The organism is Ferrovibrio terrae (assembly GCF_943372915.1).
GTDB lineage: Bacteria > Pseudomonadota > Alphaproteobacteria > Ferrovibrionales > Ferrovibrionaceae > Ferrovibrio > Ferrovibrio terrae_A.
Window position 1 is genome coordinate 172,802 of sequence record NZ_CALSAN010000001.1, and the last position, 17,102, is coordinate 189,903.

Sequence of the window (17,102 nt, forward strand, 5' to 3'; positions counted from 1 at the left end):
GCGGAATTGTCAGGCGACAATATCGCGGCCTAATGCGCGCCGAAAACCGCGCCGCCGATGGTGATGGTGCCGGCCAACAGCAGGACCAGGTGCAGCCGCCAGGCCCAGGCAAAAGTCGCATCGGAATCGCGCGCGGCCCAGCGCCGGAAGGCGCGATGCAGCCATAGCGGTTCAAGCACAAACAGCACGAAAACGAACAGCAGCCACAGCACCGCCATCGCCTGCATCCACCAATAGGTGGCGAGATACTCCATGGTGAAGCGATGCCACAGATCGAGCCGCCACAGCAGCCAGAAGCCGCTGGCCCCGGCGATGACCACGGCCCAGCGTGCGATCTCGCCGAACGGCTTCTCCATGCTTTCAAACAGCGCCAGTCGGGCCGGGGCCGGCAGGCGGCGGGCCTGCGGCAGCACCACGAAGGTCACGAAGGCGATGCCGCCGAACCAGACGATGATGGCCAGCACATGCAGAAGGCGGGCCAGCAGCAGGTCATCCATCGCTACCAGCCCAGCTGGCGGCTGGCGAGATCCTTCATGATCTCCTCGGCGCCGCCGCCAATCGCATTCACCTTCACCTCGCGGTAGATGCGCTCGACGCGCGCGCCGCGCATGAAGCCGGCGCCGCCGAAAATCTGCACGGCTTCGGAGGCGCAAAACGCCATGGTCTGCGTCGCCTGGTTCTTCAGCAGGCAGAGCGCGGCAATCGGGCTCTCGCCGTTGTCCAAAGCCCATGCTATGCGCTCCAGTAACGCCTGGCTGGCTTCGATGCGCTGCGCCATGTCGACCAGCTTGTGGCGGATCACCTGGTGGCGGATCAGCGGCTTGCCGAAGGTTTCGCGCAGCTGCGCATAGGCCAGCGCATCTTCATAAGCCACCTGGGCGAAGCCGATGGCCGAGGCCGAGAGGCCCAGCCGCTCGTCGTTGAAATTCAGCATGATGCCGCGGAAGCCGGCATTCTCCTCGCCGATCAGGTTCTCCGCCGGCACGCGGCAATCGTCGAAATGCAGCGTCGCGGTATCGGATGCCCACCAGCCCATCTTTTTCAGCGACGTGCGGGTGAAGCCCGGGGTGTCGCGTTCGATCAGCAGCAGCGACACGCCGGCCATGCCCGGCCCGCCGGTGCGCACCGCGACCGTGTAGTAATCGGCGCGCATGCCAGAGGTGATGAAAGTCTTCTCGCCGCGCACAATATAGTCGTTACCGTCGCGCTTGGCCGTGGTCTTGAGATTCGCCACATCGGAACCACCGCCCGGTTCGGTGATGGCCAGGGCCGCGATCTTCTCGCCGCTCAGCACGCCGGGCAGCACCTTGCGCTTGAGATGGTCAGACCCCAGCTTGGCGATGGGCGGGCAGCCGATGGTGTGGCTCATCAGCGAGGCGGCCACACCGCCAGAGCCGCCGCGCGCCAGCTCCTGGCCGGCAATGATGCCGTAGAAGCGATCCGCCGGCACGCCGCCGACTTCCTCCGGGAAATTCAGCTGCAGCAGGCCGATGGCCGCCGCCTTCCTGTAGAGGTCGCGCGGGAATTCACCAGCCTCGTCCCACTGGTCGGCAAAGGGCGCGATCTCTTTCGCCACGAAACGGCGCAGCTGGTCGCGGAAAGCCTCATGATCGGGGGTGTAATAAGGCGAGGCGCCGAGCATGCTCAGACACCATTCTGCGGCGGGCGCAGCCGCGCCATCATGATGATGTCGTCGTATTCGCCATCCAGCTTGCGCGCCCGGCTTTTCACGCCCTCGGTGACGAAGCCGAATTTGCGATACAGCTTCACGGCCGATTCATTGCTGGCATAGACCTGCAGCTCGACCCGTTCGATGCCGACACGGCCGGCCGTGTCGAACACCGTCTGCAGCATCAGCCGCCCCAGGCCCTGGCCGCGCCAGGCGGCATCCAGCCCCATGCCGACAGTGCCGACATGGGCAAAGCCGTTGCGATGCGGCGTCTGTGGCTGCACATGGATGTTGCACCAGCCCACCACCTGGCCCTGCGGATCGACCGCGACAATGAAGGGCAGGCCGCGCTGCAGCATGGCCTTGAGATAGAATTTCACTTCCGAGAGCGCCGGTGCGGCAGTGAACGCCAGATAGCGCCGCTCGGCCGCCACGCGATCAAGACAGGCGCGATAGCCCTCGGCATCGGCCTCGGTGATCGGGCGCAGGATGGCGGTCGGCTTTTCGCTCATCGTATTCACTCCGCCGCCACCGCGGGCGTCAACGCCGCCAGCAGCTGGCGCGTCGCCACCTGGTCGCCGACCCGGACCGGCAGGCTGTCTACCGTGGCATCGACGCGGGCCACCATTTCATGCTGCATCTTCATCGCCTCCATCACCACCAGGCGCTGGCCCTTGCGGACCTGATCGCCGACAGCGGCCAGCACGGCAACGATCTTGCCATTCATCGGTGCACGCAGCTCGCGCTCGGCCGCACCTTCCGCTTCGGCCGGCGGCGCCCAGGTCAGATCAACCGCACTGAGATCCCGTGCACCGCAGGCCAGATGCAGCAGGTCGCCGGCAAAGGCGTAGACCACATCCTGCTCGATGCCACCGACCGCGACACGCAGCCGGTTTTCGCCGCGCGCGGTGACACTATAGTCCGCATCATTGATGCGATAGCGGTTGGCGCCGGTCACCGTGACCGACAGTGTCATGCGGCTGTCACCGATGCCAAGCTTGACCGGCCAGCTGAAACTGCCGCCGGAATACCAGCTGCGCGCCGGATCATGGCCGAAGCGCGCCGCGCCCTGCTCGAACCACAGGAGCGCAGCGATGCCCTGCAGCACGGGATCGGCGGCAGGGGCCGCGACCGCAGCGAAATGCTGCGGGATGAAAGCCGTGGTGGCTTTGCCGGCGGCAAAGTCCGGGTGCGACAGCAGGTCGATCAGGAAGGCACGGTTGGTCTCGATGCCCAGTGCCGCAGTCGACTCCAGCGCGGCGATCAGCCGGCGCCGCGCCTCGTCGCGCGTTGCGCCATGGCTGATCAGCTTGGCGATCATCGGATCGTAAAACGGCGTGATCGCCTGGTCGCGATGGTGCAGGCCATGATCGACGCGGATGCCGCCTGGCGGCGACCACAGGGCCAGCCTGCCGGATTGCGGCAGAAAATTCTGCGCCGGCGCCTCGGCATAGAGCCGCACCTCGATGGCATGGCCGTGCAGCGCCACATCATCCTGCGCCAGCGGCAGGGATTCACCAGCTGCCACGCGAATCTGCAGCGCCACCAGATCAAGGCCGGTGATCGCCTCGGTCACCGGATGCTCGACCTGCAGGCGGGTATTCATTTCCAGGAAATAGAAACTGCGGCCATCGCCATCGAGCAGGAATTCCACCGTGCCGGCACCGACATAGGAAATCGCTTTCGCCGCTGCCACGGCGGCCGCACCCATCCTGGCGCGCAGGCCAGCATCCACCGCCGGCGAGGGCGCCTCTTCGATCACCTTCTGGTGCCGGCGCTGCACGCTGCAGTCGCGCTCCCCCAGATGGATGGTGTTGCCGGCCTGATCGGCAAACACCTGGATCTCGATATGACGCGCACCGGTGATCGCCTTTTCCAGGATCAGCTCACCCGAGCCGAAGGCATTCTCGGCCTCGGCGCGTGCGGTGCGGATCGCATCGGGCAGAGCGGCGGCATCCGTCACCAGCCGCATGCCACGGCCGCCACCGCCGGCCGCCGCCTTCACCATCACCGGCAGGCCGATCTTCTCGGCCTCGCGGATCAGCGTGGCATCTGCCTGGTCGGCACCCTGATAACCCGGTACGCAGGGCACATTCGCCGCGATCATGCGCTGCTTGGCAGCCGCCTTGTTGCCCATGGCGGCGATGGCAGCGCTTGGCGGCCCGATGAAGACCAGCCCGGCATCGGCGCAGGCCTGCGCGAAGTCCGCATTCTCCGACAGGAAGCCATAGCCCGGATGCACCGCATCGGCCCCGGCGATTTTCGCTGCTGCGATCACGGCAGGAATGCTGAGATAGCTCTGCTTTGCCTCGGCCGGGCCGATGCAGATGGCCTTGTCGGCCAGCTGGGTATGCAGCGCGCCGGCATCGGCCTCGGAATACACCGCCACCGTGCGGTAGCCGAGCGCCTGCGCCGAGCGGATCACCCGGCAGGCGATCTCGCCGCGATTGGCGATCAGGATGGTGGTGAATGGTTTCACTATACTTGGTCCAACCAAAGATCGTCACCCTCGGGCTTGTCCCGAGGGTCCATCCCAACTATCCGCGCATCGGAACGCGCAGATGGATCCTCGGCACAAGGCCGAGGATGACGGTTTATGTGAAACGCTCTATCCATCCTCTCGCGGCCTATTTCCGCTTGCCCGGCAGGATGCCCATGTATTTCGAGATGATGCCCAGCATCACCTCGTCGGCACCGCCACCAATGGAGGCCAGCCGGCTGTCGCGATAGGCGCGGCTGATCGGCGTCTCGTTCATGAAGCCCATGCCGCCGAAATACTGCAGGCAGGCATCGGTGATCTCGCGCGCCAGCCGGCCGGCCTTCAGCTTGGCCATCGAGGCCAGCATGGTGACATCCTCGCCTTTCAGCATCAGGTCGGCGGCGCGATAGCTGATCGAGCGCAGCAGCTCCACCTCGGTGCGCAGCTCGGCCAGGCGGAAATGCACCACCTGATTGTCGAGGATCGACTGCCCGAAGGCCTTGCGCTGGCGGGTATACTCAATCGTCTCGTCGATATGGCGGTCAAACGCCATCAGCGACGAGAAGGCGCACCACAGCCGCTCTTCCTGGAACTGCTGCATCTGGTAGACGAAGCCCTGGCCTTCCTGGCCGATCAGGTAGCGCTGCGGGATGCGCACGTCATCGAGATAGACCTGCGCGGTATCGGAGCAGCGCATGCCCATCTTGTCGAGCTTGCGCGCGATCTGCACGCCCTTGGTCTTCATCGGCACGCAGAGCAGCGACTTGTTCTGGTGGATCGGGCCTTCGCCGGTATTGGCCAGCAGGCACATCCAGTCGGCCTGGGTGCCGTTGGTGGTCCACATCTTGCCGCCGTTGATGACGTAATCGCCGCCGTCCTTCTTGGCCGTGGTCTTGATGCCGGCGACATCGGAGCCGGCGCCGACCTCCGACACGCCGAGGCAGACCACCTGGTCGCCGGCAATGGCCGGTGCGAGGAATTCCTTGCGCAACTCGTCGGAGCCGAAGCGGCTGAGGGCCGGCGTGCCCATATCGGTCTGCACACCAATGCCCATCGGCACGCCACCGCAGTTGATATGGCCCAGCGCCTCGATCATCACCATCTGGTAGGAGTAATCGAGGCCAAGCCCGCCATATTCCACCGGCTTGTTGATGCCGAGGAAGCCGAGATTGCCCATCTTCTTGAAGAGCTCATGGGCCGGGAAGATGCCGTCGCGCTCCCAGTCATCGACATGCGGATTGATTTCCGCGTCGATGAACTTGATCAGGTTGCGGCGCAGGCCGTCATGTTCCTGGGTGAATTCCATGGCGCAGTCTCCTTGTCACATGCGGGCAATGCCGAAGGCATTGCTCTTGGTTTCGCGCGCATCTGCCATCCGGCAGACATCAAGGCACAGCGCCAGCACGCGGCGGCTGTCGCGCGGATCGATCAGCCCGTCGTCCCACAGCCGCGCGGTGGCGAAATAGGCGGTGCTCTCGGCTTCCATCTTGGCCACCACCTTGGCCTTCATCTTGTCCAGTGCGGCCATATCCGGCTCGGCCCCGGCACGGCGGAATTTTTCCTCCGCCACAATGGCCAGCACGCCGGCCGCCTGATCCGGCCCCATCACGGCGATGCGGTTGTTGGGCCAGGCAAAGATGAACCGCGGATCATAGGCGCGGCCGCACATGCCGTAATTGCCGGCGCCAAAGCTGGCGCCGATATGCAGCGTCAGCTTGGGCATGCGGGCATTGGTCACTGCCTGGATCATCTTGGAGCCGTGCTTGACGATGCCGCCGCGCTCGGCGTCTTTCCCCACCATGTAGCCAGTGGTGTTCTGCAGGAACACGATCGGCATGTCGGCCTGGTCGCAGAGCTGGATGAACTGCGCGGCTTTCACCGCACCCTCGGTATCGATCGGGCCATTGTTGCCGATCAGGCCGACCGCCTCGCCCTCGATGCTCGCCTGCACACAGACGGTATGCGCGCCGTACAGGGCCTTGAAATCGGTCAGGTCGCTGGCATCCGACAGCCGCGCCATCACCTCGCGCACATCATAGGGCTTGCGGTAATCTACCGGCACGATGCCGCACAGCTCGTCGATATCGTAGGCCGGCGCAGACCACGCCTTCTTCTGCAGCTGCGGCCCGCGCTCGGTCCACGGCAGGCGCGTCATGATCTCGCGGGCGATGCGCAAGCCGTCGGCGTCGTCTTCCGCCATGAATTCGGCCACGCCGGAAACGGTGGTGTGCATCTCGGCGCCGCCAAGCTCTTCATCGGTGGCGATCTCGCCGGTGGCGGATTTCAGCAGCGGCGGGCCGGCGAGGAAGATTTTCGCGCGCCCTTTCACCACCACGACATAATCGCTCATGCCCGGGATATAGGCGCCGCCGGCGGTACTGGAGCCATGCACCACGGTAATCTGCGGAATGCCGGCGGCCGAGAGCCGCGCCTGGTTGGCAAAGCCGCGTCCGCCATCGACAAAGATCTCGGCCTGGTAGTTGAGATTGGCGCCGCCGGATTCCACCAGGTTCACCACCGGCAGCTTGTTGCGATAGGCGATCTCCTGCGCGCGCAAGGATTTGCGCAGGCCCATCGGCGCGATCGTACCGCCCTTGATGCCGGAGTCAGAGGCCGTGATCAGGCAGCGGATACCGGCAATGGAGCCGATGCCGGCGATGAAGCCGCCACCCATGATATTCTCGGCGCCGTCATCATCGTGCATCTGGTAGCCGCAGAGCGTCGAGATTTCCAGAAATGCCGCGCCGCGATCCAGCAGATGCGCGATGCGGTCGCGCGGCGTGATCTGGCCGCGTTTCTCGAACACCGGCCGGCGCGCATTGGAGGTATCGCGCACGCGCTGTTCAAGTGTCCTGAAGCTCTCCACAAGCATCAGCATATCGGCGCGGTTCTGCCGGTAGGCGTCGGAGCCGGTGTCGATCTGCGAGCGCCAGACGGCCATCAGTCCTCCAGCACTTTCGGCGTCACGGCGCGGTGGAAGCCATCGAAGGGCTTCGGCGCGTTATTATGCTTGGGCAGCGGATAATGCCGGCGCGCATTCGGCACCGCGGCATCGACGCGCAGGGTCGTGCCGCTGATGAAGCTGGCGCCCGGCGACAACAGGAAGACGATGGCGGCCGAGACTTCCGCCTCGTTGCCCAGCCGCTGCATCGGCACATGGTTGCGCATGTCGCGGATCAGCGGCTTCATCCAGTCCGGATAGGTGTCCATGCCGCTGGACGCGATCCAGCCCGGTGCCACGGCATTGACCCGCACGCCCGACACGCCCCATTCCGTGGCCGCCGTCTCGGTGAAATTCACCATGCCGGCCCGAGCCGCGCCCGAATGGCCCATATTGGGCATGCCCATCCACATATCGGCGACGATATTGACGATGCTGCCGCCGTGATCGGCCATCCACTGGGTGTAGCATTCGCGCGCCACCAGAAAGCCGCCGGTGAGATTGTTGCGCACCACGGCGTCCCAGCCCTTCTGGCTGATCTGGCTCAAGGGTGCGGGAAACTGCCCGCCGGCATTGTTGACCAGCCCGTCGATGCGGCCGAAGCGGGCGAGCGCCGCCTTCACCGTATCAGCGACGCGCTCCTCCTCGCGGATATCACAGCTCAGGCACTCGACCTCCGCGCCCGGATTATCGGCCCGCAGTTCTTCGGCCACCGCCTGCAGCTTTTCGATCTTGCGGCCGACCAGCACCAGTTTCGCGCCCAGGGCGGCCAGTTCATGGGCGGTGCAGCGGCCGATGCCCGAGCCGCCGCCGGTGACCATGACGACCTGGCCGGCAAAGACGGCATCGCGGAAGACCGAGCGATAGGGCATCGGACTGTTTCTCTCCCTGCACGGCTCTATGGTGGGCCGTTGCGTTGTATTTTATCGTGTCTGAACGCTACTTGACGCTAACGTAAGCGTCAATATAGGGTGCGAAAAACCCGCATGGCGCCTGACGTTACGTCAATTCGCCGCAGTGTCGTGAAATCAACCGGGAGCCCGAGATGTCGCTCGACCAGATCACCCAGCAGATGAGCCAGCGTGTGAAGCCCGGCGCCGTGGATGCCACGGTGAAGTTCGATTTCGGCGATGACGGCCTGATCTTCGTCGACGGCAACGCCGGCACCGTGACCAACGAAGACGGTGAGGCCGATTGCACCATCACCATCTCGATGGCCAATTTCACCGCGCTCGCCAGCGGCGACCTCGATCCCACCACGGCTTTCATGATGGGCAAGCTGAAGGTCAAGGGCAATATGGGCGTGGCGATGAAGCTGCAGTCGATCCTGGGCTGAGTTTCGCTGTAATAAGCCGCTGTCGTTAGCGGTAGGCTTGCAACCATCGCCTCCAGCCGCGATCCTGCGGCATGGAGCATAACGAGACGATTCCGTATTTCCGCGAGCTGGTGGTGTTTCTGGTCGCCGCCGGCATTGTCGTGCCGGTGTTCCATCGCCTGCGCCTCAGTCCGGTGCTGGGATTCCTGGTGGTCGGGCTGGCCATCGGACCCTTCGGCCTCACGCTGTTTGCCGACCGGCTGCCGGCACTGGCCTATGTCACCATCGGCGATATCGACGGTGTGCGGCTGATCGCCGAGTTCGGCGTCATGTTCCTGCTCTTCACCATCGGCCTCGACCTGTCGCTCGACCGGCTGTGGCAGTTGCGCCGCCTGGTCTTCGGCCTCGGCCTGGCGCAGATCGCGCTGACCGCGGCGGCGATTGCCGGCATCGCTTTGCTGTTTGGCAACGCCCTGCCGGCCGCCATCGTGCTGGGCAGCTGCCTGGCGCTGAGTTCCACCGCCATTGTCATGCAATTGCTGGTCGAGAAGCGCCGCAGCGGCACGGCGCTCGGCCGCGCCAGCTTCGCCACGCTGCTGATGCAGGATCTCACCGTGGTGCCGATCCTGCTGCTGCTGGGGTTTCTTGCCGCCGCCGGCCAGGGTGCGGGCGGCGCCGCACTGCTGCCGCAGCTGGGCGAAACCCTGCTCGGCGCCGCCATCGCCATCGGCGGCATCATGCTGTTCGGGCGCTACCTGCTGGCACCGCTCTATCGCCTGGTCGGCGCGGCGAAAAGCCCGGAACTGTTCATGGCGCTGACCCTGCTGGTGGTGATCGCCATGGCGGCAGCCACCGGCCTGGCCGGCCTGTCGATGGCGCTCGGCGCCTTCCTCGCCGGCCTGCTGCTGGCCGAAAGCGAATACCGCCATGCGGTCGAGGTCAGCATCGAGCCCTTCAAGGGACTGCTGCTCGGGCTGTTCTTCCTGTCGGTCGGCATGGGCATCGACCTGCGCGTGGCGCTGGATCATGCCGGCTGGGTGATCCTGTCGGTGATTGGCCTGTTCGTCCTCAAGGGCGGCATCATCGCCCTGCTGGCCCTGCTGTTCGGCCAGGGTCGCGCCGTGGCGCTGGAAATGGCGCTGCTGCTCGGCCAGGGCGGCGAATTCGCTTTCGTCGTCGTCGGCCTGGCCGAGCGGCTCGGCCTGCTGCAGCTTGAAGTGTCGCAGTTCATGCTGCTGGTGGTGTCGCTGTCGATGGCGCTGACGCCGCTGACCGCGCAGCTGGGCCAGCGGCTGGCCCGCGCCGCCAGCCACCATGATGCCACCCGCGATCACGGCATTGCCGACGACGATGAGGCCATGGAAGGCCATGTTCTGATCTGCGGTTTCGGCCGTGTCGGCCAGACGGTGGCGCGCGTGCTGGATGCCGAGACGATTCCCTGGCTGGCGCTGGACCATGACGCAACCACCGTGGCGCGCGAACGCGCCGCCGGCCGCCCGGTGCACTACGGCGATGCCAGCCATGATGAATTACTGACCCGGCTGGGCGCGGCGCGGGCGCAGGCTCTGGTGGTGACGCTGGACGATCCGGTCGCCGCCGGTCATCTGGTCAGCGCGGCCCGCAGCCGCTGGCCAGCTCTGCCGATCCTGGCCCGCGCCCGCGACATTCCCCATGCCGATCACCTGCGCCGGCTGGGCGCCAGCGATGTGGTGGCCGAAGCCGAGGAAGCCTCGCTGCAGCTGGGCGCCATGGCGCTCTACCAGACCGGGCTGCCCGATGATGCCGTGCGGCAACGCCTGGAGCGCATCCGCATGGCGGCGGTCAAAGCGGCCGAAGACAAGGCGCGCTAGACGGACATCGCTTCACTGACGGCCCATGCCATGGCAGGCGGCGAGCGATAGGCCGAACGCGCTTGGTTAAGATTTTAGGAAAAATTGCCTATTTAGTTCCTCTTATGTATTGACAATGCATCCTTAAGGATGCTATAGTTCAGCTAGGCATCACTAAGATAGTGTTCATGCAGCCTTCCCCCGCATCCGAACCCCGTCCACCCGCCAGCGAGCGACTGATGCAGCTGGTGGCAGGAGCCCTTGCCGTTGGCCTGGGCGGCGTGCTGCTACTCTGCGCGATTTTTGTCATTGAGTTCGGCAGCAGTACGCTCGTCGACCATAAAGGAAGTGAGGCTTTCCTTTATTACGTGCTGCGCGGCACCGGTTATCTGGTGTTGTTCGGGCTCGCAGCCTGGGCCGTCCATCACTTCATGACGCCACAGCGGCGGCGAAAATACTGGATCGTGCTGGGCGTGATTGCCGCCCTGATGATCTCGCCCATCGGCCTGATCGCCTTTTTCTCAATCCTGATCGCATTTTTACGGTCCATCGTCGGCTGACGGCTGGCGGCGATTCTAATGGTATTTCTCAAGCCAAATAAGAACATAACAAGATCATATTGAAAGGGATTTCCATGGTTTACATACCCAGCGCATCCCGCCGCGAGCAGCAGGCCCTGCTCGACAGCGCGCGCGACCGTCTGAAGGCCGGCGATATCGACGGCTATTGGAGCACGCTGAAAAAACAGGATCCGTATGCCGGCCTTGCCGGCGATGCCGCCGCCAATCGCGGCGAACTGGGCCAGAGTGCCAATGCGCGGCTGGAGCGTTTCGCCCGCGACCTGCGCGGCAAGCCGCTGACCGAGGCGGAGCGCGATGAAATCCGCAACGCGGTTGCCGCCGCCGACCTGGCCCAGCGCGACCGCAATCTGCAGGAGCAGGGCAACCACCGCATCACCGGCCAGCAGAGCGTGGACTACCACGCGCAGGTTTTCGAAGCGCGCGGCATTCCCAAGGAAGCCTATTTCCCCACCGAGCTGCAGCCCGATTTCGGCGGCTCATGGGGACTGCTCGCCGGCATCCGCTTGCCCGATGCGAGAGTGCCCACCGGACTGCCATCCGATGAAATCAAAGAGTGGGCGCAGAAAGACTGGAAACCGGTCAGCGACCAGCGCCTGCGCGACACAATCATCGAAGCCAGCAAACACCTGCCCCAGCAGGGACTGATGGAAATCGAAGGCTTTCACGGCGATCCGCAGCAGCCCGCATCGTTTGCCGAGCGGCTCGCAACCTTGCCGCCGCCGCCCCGGCGCTGGCTGGAGTTCACGCTGCAGAAGCAACCCGGCGATCTGAGCGCGCGCGATCTGCATGCCTTGCAGGCGAGCGATGCCTATCTGAAACCGCAGCATCCGCGCCATGACGAGACGTTCAAGCTGGTCAGCGACACCTACCGCCATCTCTATGGCGATGCGCCGCAGGAGACCGATGCCACCGGCCGGCCGCAGCGCGGCGCGCCGCGCCAGAGCCTGCCGGACTCCTCCGCACAAGGCCCCGATGAACGCCGGCGGCGCGAGGATCTCGCCGGCCTCGGCACACAGCTCGATCGCTGGCACGACAAACTCGGCGGCGGCGAAGACGCCTGGGGCCGCGTCACCGGCTGGCTGCAGCGCGGGCTGAACGATCTGCTCTGGCCCGGCAAACGCGTGCCCGATGCCGATGAGGCCGCACGCAAGCCCTATCGCAGCGGGCCGATCCTGGTGGACGGCGATCTGGGGCCGGTGACGGCCGATGCGCTGGATCAGGCCCAGGCGAATTTCGGCCTGGCGTCACTGCAGCAGGGCATCGGCCGTATTGCGGCTGCGGATGAGGGCTGGGCAGCGGCCCCGCGCAACGATCCCTGGCCGGAACCCGATGAAGGGCCGATTTTCTATGCACCGTAATGGGTTAGCTGACTTGGCCTGAACCGGTCTTTCGGTTACTCTCCCGGCCCGTAACACAGCCAGTGTTTCGTGCCGGGGGGCCTTCGGGGCTGCGCCGGCCGTCTCGCCCGCACCGTTTTCCGAGGGATTACATGCCGCAACCGCAACCGCTCATGCATGGCAAGCGTGGCCTGATCATGGGCGTCGCCAACGACCGCTCGCTCGCCTGGGGCATCGCCAAGGCGCTGCACGATCATGGCGCCGAACTCGCCTTCACCTATCAGGGCGAGGCGCTGGAAAAACGCGTGCGCCCGCTCGCCGGCACCATCGGCGCCGAGCATGTGCTGGAATGCGATGTCACCAATGCCGCTTCGATCGACACCACCTTCGCCGTGCTGGAGAAGGCCTGGGGCAAGCTCGATTTCCTGGTGCATGCCATCGGCTTCTCCGACAAGAACGAGCTGAAGGGTCGCTATATTGACACCAGCTTTGACAACTTCGCGCTCACCATGAATGTCAGCTGCTACAGCTTCACCGCCGTGATGCAGCGCGCGGAAAAGCTGATGACCGATGGCGGTGCCGCCATCACGCTCACCTATTACGGCGCCGAACGCGTGATGCCGCATTACAATGTGATGGGCGTGGCCAAGGCCGCGCTGGAAGCCTCCGTGCGCTATCTCGCCGCCGATCTCGGCCGCAAGAATATCCGCGTCAACGCCATCTCGGCCGGTCCGATCAAGACGCTGGCCGCCAGCGGCATCGGCGACTTCCGTTATATCCTGAAGTGGAACGAACTGAACGCGCCGCTGCGCCGCAATGTCAGCATCGAGCAGGTCGGCGGCGCCGGCCTGTATCTGCTCAGCGAGCTGGGCTCCGGCGTCACCGGCGAAGTGCATCATGTCGACAGCGGCTATCACAGCGTCGGCATGGTGGCGGTCGATCAGGCAGCCCAGGTCGCCGATCTGCTGCTCTCGCTCGGCGGCAAGAAGGCCGAGTAAGCACACGTCATGTCGGATAACAGCTTCGGCCGGCTTTTCCGCGTCACCACCTGGGGCGAAAGCCATGGGCCGGCGCTGGGCTGCGTGATCGACGGCGCGCCGCCGCGCGTGGCGCTGTCGGAGGCCGATATCCAGGACTGGATGGACAAGCGCAAGCCGGGCACCTCGCGGTTCGTGACGCAGCGCCAGGAACCGGATTCGGTGAAGATCCTGTCCGGCACCTTCGAGGGGCAGACCACCGGCACGCCGATCATGCTGATGATCGAGAATGTCGACCAGCGCTCGAAGGACTACGGCGAGATCAAGGACAAGTTCCGCCCCGGCCATGCCGACTACACCTACTGGAGCAAATACGGCATCCGCGACTATCGCGGCGGCGGGCGCAGCTCGGCGCGCGAGACCGCGGCGCGTGTTGCCGCCGGTGCGGTGGCGCGCCAGGTGCTGAAGACCCTGCTCGGCCCGCAGGTGATGATCCGCGGCGCGCTGGTGCAGATCGGCGAGAAGAAAATCGACGGCAGCACCTGGAGCTGGGATAGCGTGACGCAGAATCCCTTCTGGTGCCCCGACCCGAAGATGGCGCTGGACTGGGAAGACTATCTGGACGGCATCCGCAAGGCGGGTTCCAGCGTCGGCGCCGTGGTCGAGCTGCGCGCCAGCGGCATTCCGGCCGGCCTCGGCGAGCCGATCTATGGCAAGCTGGATGCCGATCTGGCAGCGGCGATGATGAGCATCAATGCCGTGAAAGGCGTCGAGATCGGCGCCGGCTTTGCCGCTGCGGCGTTAAGCGGCGAGGCCAATGCCGACGAGATGCGGCTCAAGAGCGGCACGGCCGAATTCCAGTCGAACCAGGCCGGCGGCATTCTCGGCGGTATTTCCACCGGCCAGGAGATCGTGGTGCGTTTCGCGGTGAAGCCCACCTCGTCGATCCTCTCGCCGCGGGCCACCATCGACCGGTTCGGCACCGAGACCGAGATCATGACCAAGGGCCGCCACGATCCCTGCGTCGGCATTCGTGCCGTGCCGGTGGGCGAAGCCATGCTGGCATTGGTGCTGGTCGATCACCTGCTGCGCCATCGCGGCCAGGTCGGAGACTTTAAACAGGGCTTCGATCCGCGCTAGGCTTTCCTCCAGCCCAGGAGGAACCCATGGCCAAAGCCAAAGCTGCCCCGAAGAAGACCGCGCCGAAAAAAACCACCCGCGCACATGCATTGAAAATTCCGGTGCCGGCGCGCGACAAGCTCGATCCGGCGACGCAGGCCTACTTCGCCAAGTGCGACGAGAAGATCGGCTTCGTGCCCAACGTGCTGCTGAGCTACAGCTTCGATCAGAAAAAGCTGCGCGCCTTTTCCGAGATGTACAACGAGCTGATGCTGGGCGAGAGCGGCCTGTCCAAGCTCGAGCGCGAGATGATCGCCGTGGTGGTCAGCAGCATCAACCACTGCTTCTACTGCCTCACCGCCCATGGCGCCGCCGTGCGGCAGATTTCCGGCGACCCCAAACTGGGCGAGCTGATGGTGATGAACTATCGCGCCGCCGATCTTGCGCCGAAGATCCGCGCGGCGCTGGATTTCGTCGCCAAGCTGACCGAGACGCCGGCCAAGATGGTGGAGGCCGACCGCGAGGCTTTGCGCAAGGCCGGCTGGAGCGACCGCGACATCTGGGACATCGCCGCCACCGTCAGCTTCTACAACATGAGCAACCGCATGGCCGCCGCCATCGAGATGCAGCCCAACGACGAGTATCACGGCGCCTTCCGGTGAGAGAGCCATCACGCCACCAATAAGAAAGCCGTCATCCCCGGCCTTGTGCCGGGGATCCATCTGCCCCATCCCGCATGCCATGACGGCGGGATGGATCCTCGGGACAAGCCCGAGGGTGACGACGATTTCTGATACCAAGCGTTTATAATAACAGCCATGCGCTCCATCCTCAGCACCGCGCTTACCCGTCTCGGCCGCTTCGAGCTGCCGCTGCTGGTGCTGCCCGGCCTTGCGGCGCTGGGGCTGTGGGGCTTTGTCGCGCTGGCCGAGGAAATGCTGGAAGGCGACACCGGCGATGCCGACCGCCGGCTGCTGCTGCGCCTGCGCAACCCGCAGGATATTTCCGACCCGCTCGGCCCGGCCTGGCTGGAGGAGATGATGCGCGATGTCACCGCCTTTGGCGGCACCGGGCCGCTCGCCTTCATCACCGCTGCCTGCTGCCTCTACCTGCTGCTGCGCCGCCGCCGGCGCACGGCTGTGTTCGTCTTCCTCGCCATCGCCGGCGGCCAGCTGATGTCCAGCCTGCTGAAAGCCGGGTTCGAGCGGCCCCGGCCCGACCTGGTGCCGCATGGCATGACCGTTTACACGGCCAGCTTCCCAAGCGGCCATGCGATGATGACCGCCATCGTCTACCTGACGCTTGCCGCCCTGCTGGCGCGCAGCGAAAGCCGCGCGCGGCTGAAGGCCTTCCTGCTGCTGCTGGCCGTCAGCGTCACCCTGCTGGTCGGCGTCAGCCGCGTCTATCTCGGCGTGCACTGGCCGAGCGACGTGCTGGGCGGCTGGATGATCGGCAGTGCCTGGGCGGCCGGCTGCTGGAGCCTGGCGGTGCTGCTGCAGCGCCAGGGCAGGATCGAGGGCGATGTCGAACGCGCATCGCCGACCGGCGCTCAGCCCTGATCTTTCTGTTTTGCTTGACCCTGCGGCGGCGGCGCCTGAGAGTAACACTGTGTCAGCCGCCGAATCCGACCCCGCCATCATCGACCCCGCCAGCCTGCGTGTGCTGGTGGTCGATGACATGAAGCTGATGCGCGACATGGCGTCTGCCATGCTGCGCGCCCAGGGCATCGGCATCGTCGAGACCTGCGACGACGGCGCCACCGCGCTGCAGGCGCTGGACCGCCTGCATGCAGCAGAGCTCGCCTGCGATCTGATGCTGCTCGATCTCAATATGCCGGGCATGGACGGCATCGAGGTGCTGCGCCATCTGGCCGAACGCAGTTATGAAGGCCCGATCGCGCTGTTCAGTGCCGAATCCGCCCGCGTGCTGCGCACCGCCGAAACCCTGGCGCGCGCCCATAACCTCAACATCCTCGGGTTTGTCGAAAAGCCGCTCACCGATTCCGCCATCCTGCGCCTGCTCGGCCAGCTGTCCGGCGGCGCCGCGCGCGCCACCATCAATGCCGATGAACCGCTGAGCGAGGCCGAACTGCTGGATGGCATCCGGCTCGGCCAGATCGAGATCGTGGTGCAGCCCAAGGTGTCGATGGCAACGCGCCAGCCGGTGGGTGTCGAAGCGCTGGCGCGCTGGCGCCATCCGCAGCGCGGCGTGATCGGCGCCGGGCATTTCATTCCGCTGGCCGAGAATGGCGCGGCGGCCGAGCCGCTGTTCGAGGCGATCCTCGGCCAGGCTTTGCGCGCTGCCGCGCACTGGCGCGCCGAAGGCCTGGTGCTGCAGATGGCGGTCAATCTCTCCACCGCCAATCTCACCCGGCTCGATCTGCCGCAGCGCATTGCCACCGCCGTGAGCGATCACGGCCTCAAGCCGCTGGATATCGTGCTGGAAGTGACCGAGAGCCGCCTGATCGAAGATCAGACCGCCGCGCTGGAAGTGCTGACGCGGCTGAAGCTGAAGGGCTTCAACCTCGCCATCGACGATTTCGGCACCGGCTATTCCTCGCTCGAGCAGCTGCAGCGTTTCCCCTTCGAGGAAATGAAGATCGACCGCCAGTTCGTCGGCATGGCGGCCCAGGATCAGGCCGCGCGCGCCATCGTCAGTTCGTCGGTGCGGCTGGCGCGCAAGCTGGGCATGACCACGGTGGCCGAAGGCATCGAAAGCCGGGCCGACTGGGACTGTGCCGCCGAGCAGGGCTGCGATGTTGCCCAGGGCTATTTCGTCTCGGCGCCGCTGAAGCCCGAGGCCCTGCCGGGCTGGATCGCCGCCTGGCTGACCCGCAAGGACTGATCCGGACGGCC

16 protein-coding genes are annotated in these 17,102 nt (G+C 65.4%); 9 read left to right on the forward strand and 7 right to left on the reverse strand.

Features of this window, described 5'->3' with window-relative positions:
* Window positions 1-29 precede the first annotated feature (29 nt).
* The 7 genes from AAG821_RS00885 to AAG821_RS00915 form a co-directional block, all read right to left on the reverse strand.
* Window positions 30-497, reverse strand: coding sequence for a hypothetical protein (locus AAG821_RS00885; RefSeq protein ID WP_341908929.1), 468 nt, complete (start codon window positions 495-497; stop codon window positions 30-32).
* A gap of 2 nt (window positions 498-499) precedes the next feature.
* Window positions 500-1,642: an acyl-CoA dehydrogenase family protein gene (locus AAG821_RS00890; protein ID WP_341908928.1), complete on the reverse strand. Its 1,143-nt coding sequence runs from the start codon at window positions 1,640-1,642 to the stop codon at window positions 500-502.
* A gap of 2 nt (window positions 1,643-1,644) precedes the next feature.
* Window positions 1,645-2,181 (reverse strand): GNAT family N-acetyltransferase, encoded by a 537-nt coding sequence (locus AAG821_RS00895; RefSeq protein ID WP_341908926.1) that lies wholly within the window; start codon window positions 2,179-2,181, stop codon window positions 1,645-1,647.
* A 5-nt stretch (window positions 2,182-2,186) separates the two neighbouring features.
* On the reverse strand, window positions 2,187-4,148 hold the full coding sequence (locus AAG821_RS00900) for an acetyl-CoA carboxylase biotin carboxylase subunit (RefSeq protein WP_341908924.1): 1,962 nt from the start codon (window positions 4,146-4,148) through the stop codon (window positions 2,187-2,189).
* A gap of 148 nt (window positions 4,149-4,296) precedes the next feature.
* Window positions 4,297-5,454, reverse strand: a complete 1,158-nt coding sequence (locus AAG821_RS00905) for an acyl-CoA dehydrogenase family protein (protein WP_341908922.1) — start codon at window positions 5,452-5,454, stop codon at window positions 4,297-4,299.
* Between the two features lie 15 nt (window positions 5,455-5,469).
* Window positions 5,470-7,089 carry a carboxyl transferase domain-containing protein gene (locus AAG821_RS00910; protein WP_341908920.1) on the reverse strand — a complete coding sequence of 540 codons (1,620 nt, stop codon included), beginning with the start codon at window positions 7,087-7,089 and terminating at the stop codon, window positions 5,470-5,472.
* A complete protein-coding gene (locus AAG821_RS00915; RefSeq protein ID WP_341908917.1) occupies window positions 7,089-7,961 on the reverse strand; it encodes an SDR family oxidoreductase in 873 nt (290 codons plus the stop codon). The genes AAG821_RS00910 and AAG821_RS00915 overlap by 1 nt, the downstream gene beginning before the upstream one ends.
* 173 nt (window positions 7,962-8,134) lie before the next feature.
* Here AAG821_RS00915 and AAG821_RS00920 point away from each other — a divergent pair, with 173 nt between their 5' ends.
* The 9 genes from AAG821_RS00920 (at window position 8,135) to AAG821_RS00960 (ending at window position 17,091) form a co-directional block, all read left to right on the forward strand.
* Window positions 8,135-8,425 (forward strand): SCP2 sterol-binding domain-containing protein, encoded by a 291-nt coding sequence (locus tag AAG821_RS00920; protein ID WP_341908915.1) that lies wholly within the window; start codon window positions 8,135-8,137, stop codon window positions 8,423-8,425.
* A gap of 71 nt (window positions 8,426-8,496) precedes the next feature.
* Window positions 8,497-10,254, forward strand: coding sequence for a cation:proton antiporter (locus AAG821_RS00925; protein ID WP_341908913.1), 1,758 nt, complete (start codon window positions 8,497-8,499; stop codon window positions 10,252-10,254).
* Window positions 10,255-10,421: 167 nt separating this feature from the next.
* Window positions 10,422-10,793: a hypothetical protein gene (locus AAG821_RS00930; RefSeq protein WP_341908911.1), complete on the forward strand. Its 372-nt coding sequence runs from the start codon at window positions 10,422-10,424 to the stop codon at window positions 10,791-10,793.
* A 74-nt stretch (window positions 10,794-10,867) separates the two neighbouring features.
* Window positions 10,868-12,172, forward strand: a complete 1,305-nt coding sequence (locus tag AAG821_RS00935) for a hypothetical protein (protein ID WP_341908909.1) — start codon at window positions 10,868-10,870, stop codon at window positions 12,170-12,172.
* 131 nt (window positions 12,173-12,303) lie between these two features.
* Window positions 12,304-13,149 (forward strand): enoyl-ACP reductase FabI, encoded by an 846-nt coding sequence (gene fabI, locus AAG821_RS00940; protein WP_341908907.1) that lies wholly within the window; start codon window positions 12,304-12,306, stop codon window positions 13,147-13,149.
* Between the two features lie 9 nt (window positions 13,150-13,158).
* On the forward strand, window positions 13,159-14,268 hold the full coding sequence (gene aroC, locus AAG821_RS00945; RefSeq protein ID WP_341908906.1) for a chorismate synthase: 1,110 nt from the start codon (window positions 13,159-13,161) through the stop codon (window positions 14,266-14,268).
* A gap of 26 nt (window positions 14,269-14,294) precedes the next feature.
* The gene (locus tag AAG821_RS00950) at window positions 14,295-14,909 is read left to right on the forward strand and encodes a peroxidase-related enzyme (protein WP_341908904.1); all 615 of its coding nucleotides are present in this window, start codon (window positions 14,295-14,297) and stop codon (window positions 14,907-14,909) included.
* 156 nt (window positions 14,910-15,065) lie between these two features.
* Window positions 15,066-15,806 carry a phosphatase PAP2 family protein gene (locus AAG821_RS00955; protein ID WP_341908902.1) on the forward strand — a complete coding sequence of 247 codons (741 nt, stop codon included), beginning with the start codon at window positions 15,066-15,068 and terminating at the stop codon, window positions 15,804-15,806.
* Between the two features lie 49 nt (window positions 15,807-15,855).
* On the forward strand, window positions 15,856-17,091 hold the full coding sequence (locus tag AAG821_RS00960; RefSeq protein WP_341908900.1) for an EAL domain-containing response regulator: 1,236 nt from the start codon (window positions 15,856-15,858) through the stop codon (window positions 17,089-17,091).
* Window positions 17,092-17,102 lie beyond the last annotated feature (11 nt).

What these genes read in the sequence shown, in the direction of transcription:
- AAG821_RS00905 (WP_341908922.1), bottom strand. Translation starts at nt 5,454, where the DNA reads ATGGAATTCACCCAGGAACATGACGGCCTGCGCCGCAACCTGATCAAG.
- fabI (WP_341908907.1), top strand. Translation starts at nt 12,304, where the DNA reads ATGCCGCAACCGCAACCGCTCATGCATGGCAAGCGTGGCCTGATCATG.
- AAG821_RS00925 (WP_341908913.1), top strand. Translation starts at nt 8,497, where the DNA reads ATGGAGCATAACGAGACGATTCCGTATTTCCGCGAGCTGGTGGTGTTT.
- AAG821_RS00915 (WP_341908917.1), bottom strand. Translation starts at nt 7,961, where the DNA reads ATGCCCTATCGCTCGGTCTTCCGCGATGCCGTCTTTGCCGGCCAGGTC.
- AAG821_RS00910 (WP_341908920.1), bottom strand. Translation starts at nt 7,089, where the DNA reads ATGGCCGTCTGGCGCTCGCAGATCGACACCGGCTCCGACGCCTACCGG.
- AAG821_RS00930 (WP_341908911.1), top strand. Translation starts at nt 10,422, where the DNA reads ATGCAGCCTTCCCCCGCATCCGAACCCCGTCCACCCGCCAGCGAGCGA.
- aroC (WP_341908906.1), top strand. Translation starts at nt 13,159, where the DNA reads ATGTCGGATAACAGCTTCGGCCGGCTTTTCCGCGTCACCACCTGGGGC.
- AAG821_RS00955 (WP_341908902.1), top strand. Translation starts at nt 15,066, where the DNA reads ATGCGCTCCATCCTCAGCACCGCGCTTACCCGTCTCGGCCGCTTCGAG.
- AAG821_RS00890 (WP_341908928.1), bottom strand. Translation starts at nt 1,642, where the DNA reads ATGCTCGGCGCCTCGCCTTATTACACCCCCGATCATGAGGCTTTCCGC.
- AAG821_RS00885 (WP_341908929.1), bottom strand. Translation starts at nt 497, where the DNA reads ATGGATGACCTGCTGCTGGCCCGCCTTCTGCATGTGCTGGCCATCATC.
- AAG821_RS00935 (WP_341908909.1), top strand. Translation starts at nt 10,868, where the DNA reads ATGGTTTACATACCCAGCGCATCCCGCCGCGAGCAGCAGGCCCTGCTC.
- AAG821_RS00895 (WP_341908926.1), bottom strand. Translation starts at nt 2,181, where the DNA reads ATGAGCGAAAAGCCGACCGCCATCCTGCGCCCGATCACCGAGGCCGAT.
- AAG821_RS00920 (WP_341908915.1), top strand. Translation starts at nt 8,135, where the DNA reads ATGTCGCTCGACCAGATCACCCAGCAGATGAGCCAGCGTGTGAAGCCC.
- AAG821_RS00950 (WP_341908904.1), top strand. Translation starts at nt 14,295, where the DNA reads ATGGCCAAAGCCAAAGCTGCCCCGAAGAAGACCGCGCCGAAAAAAACC.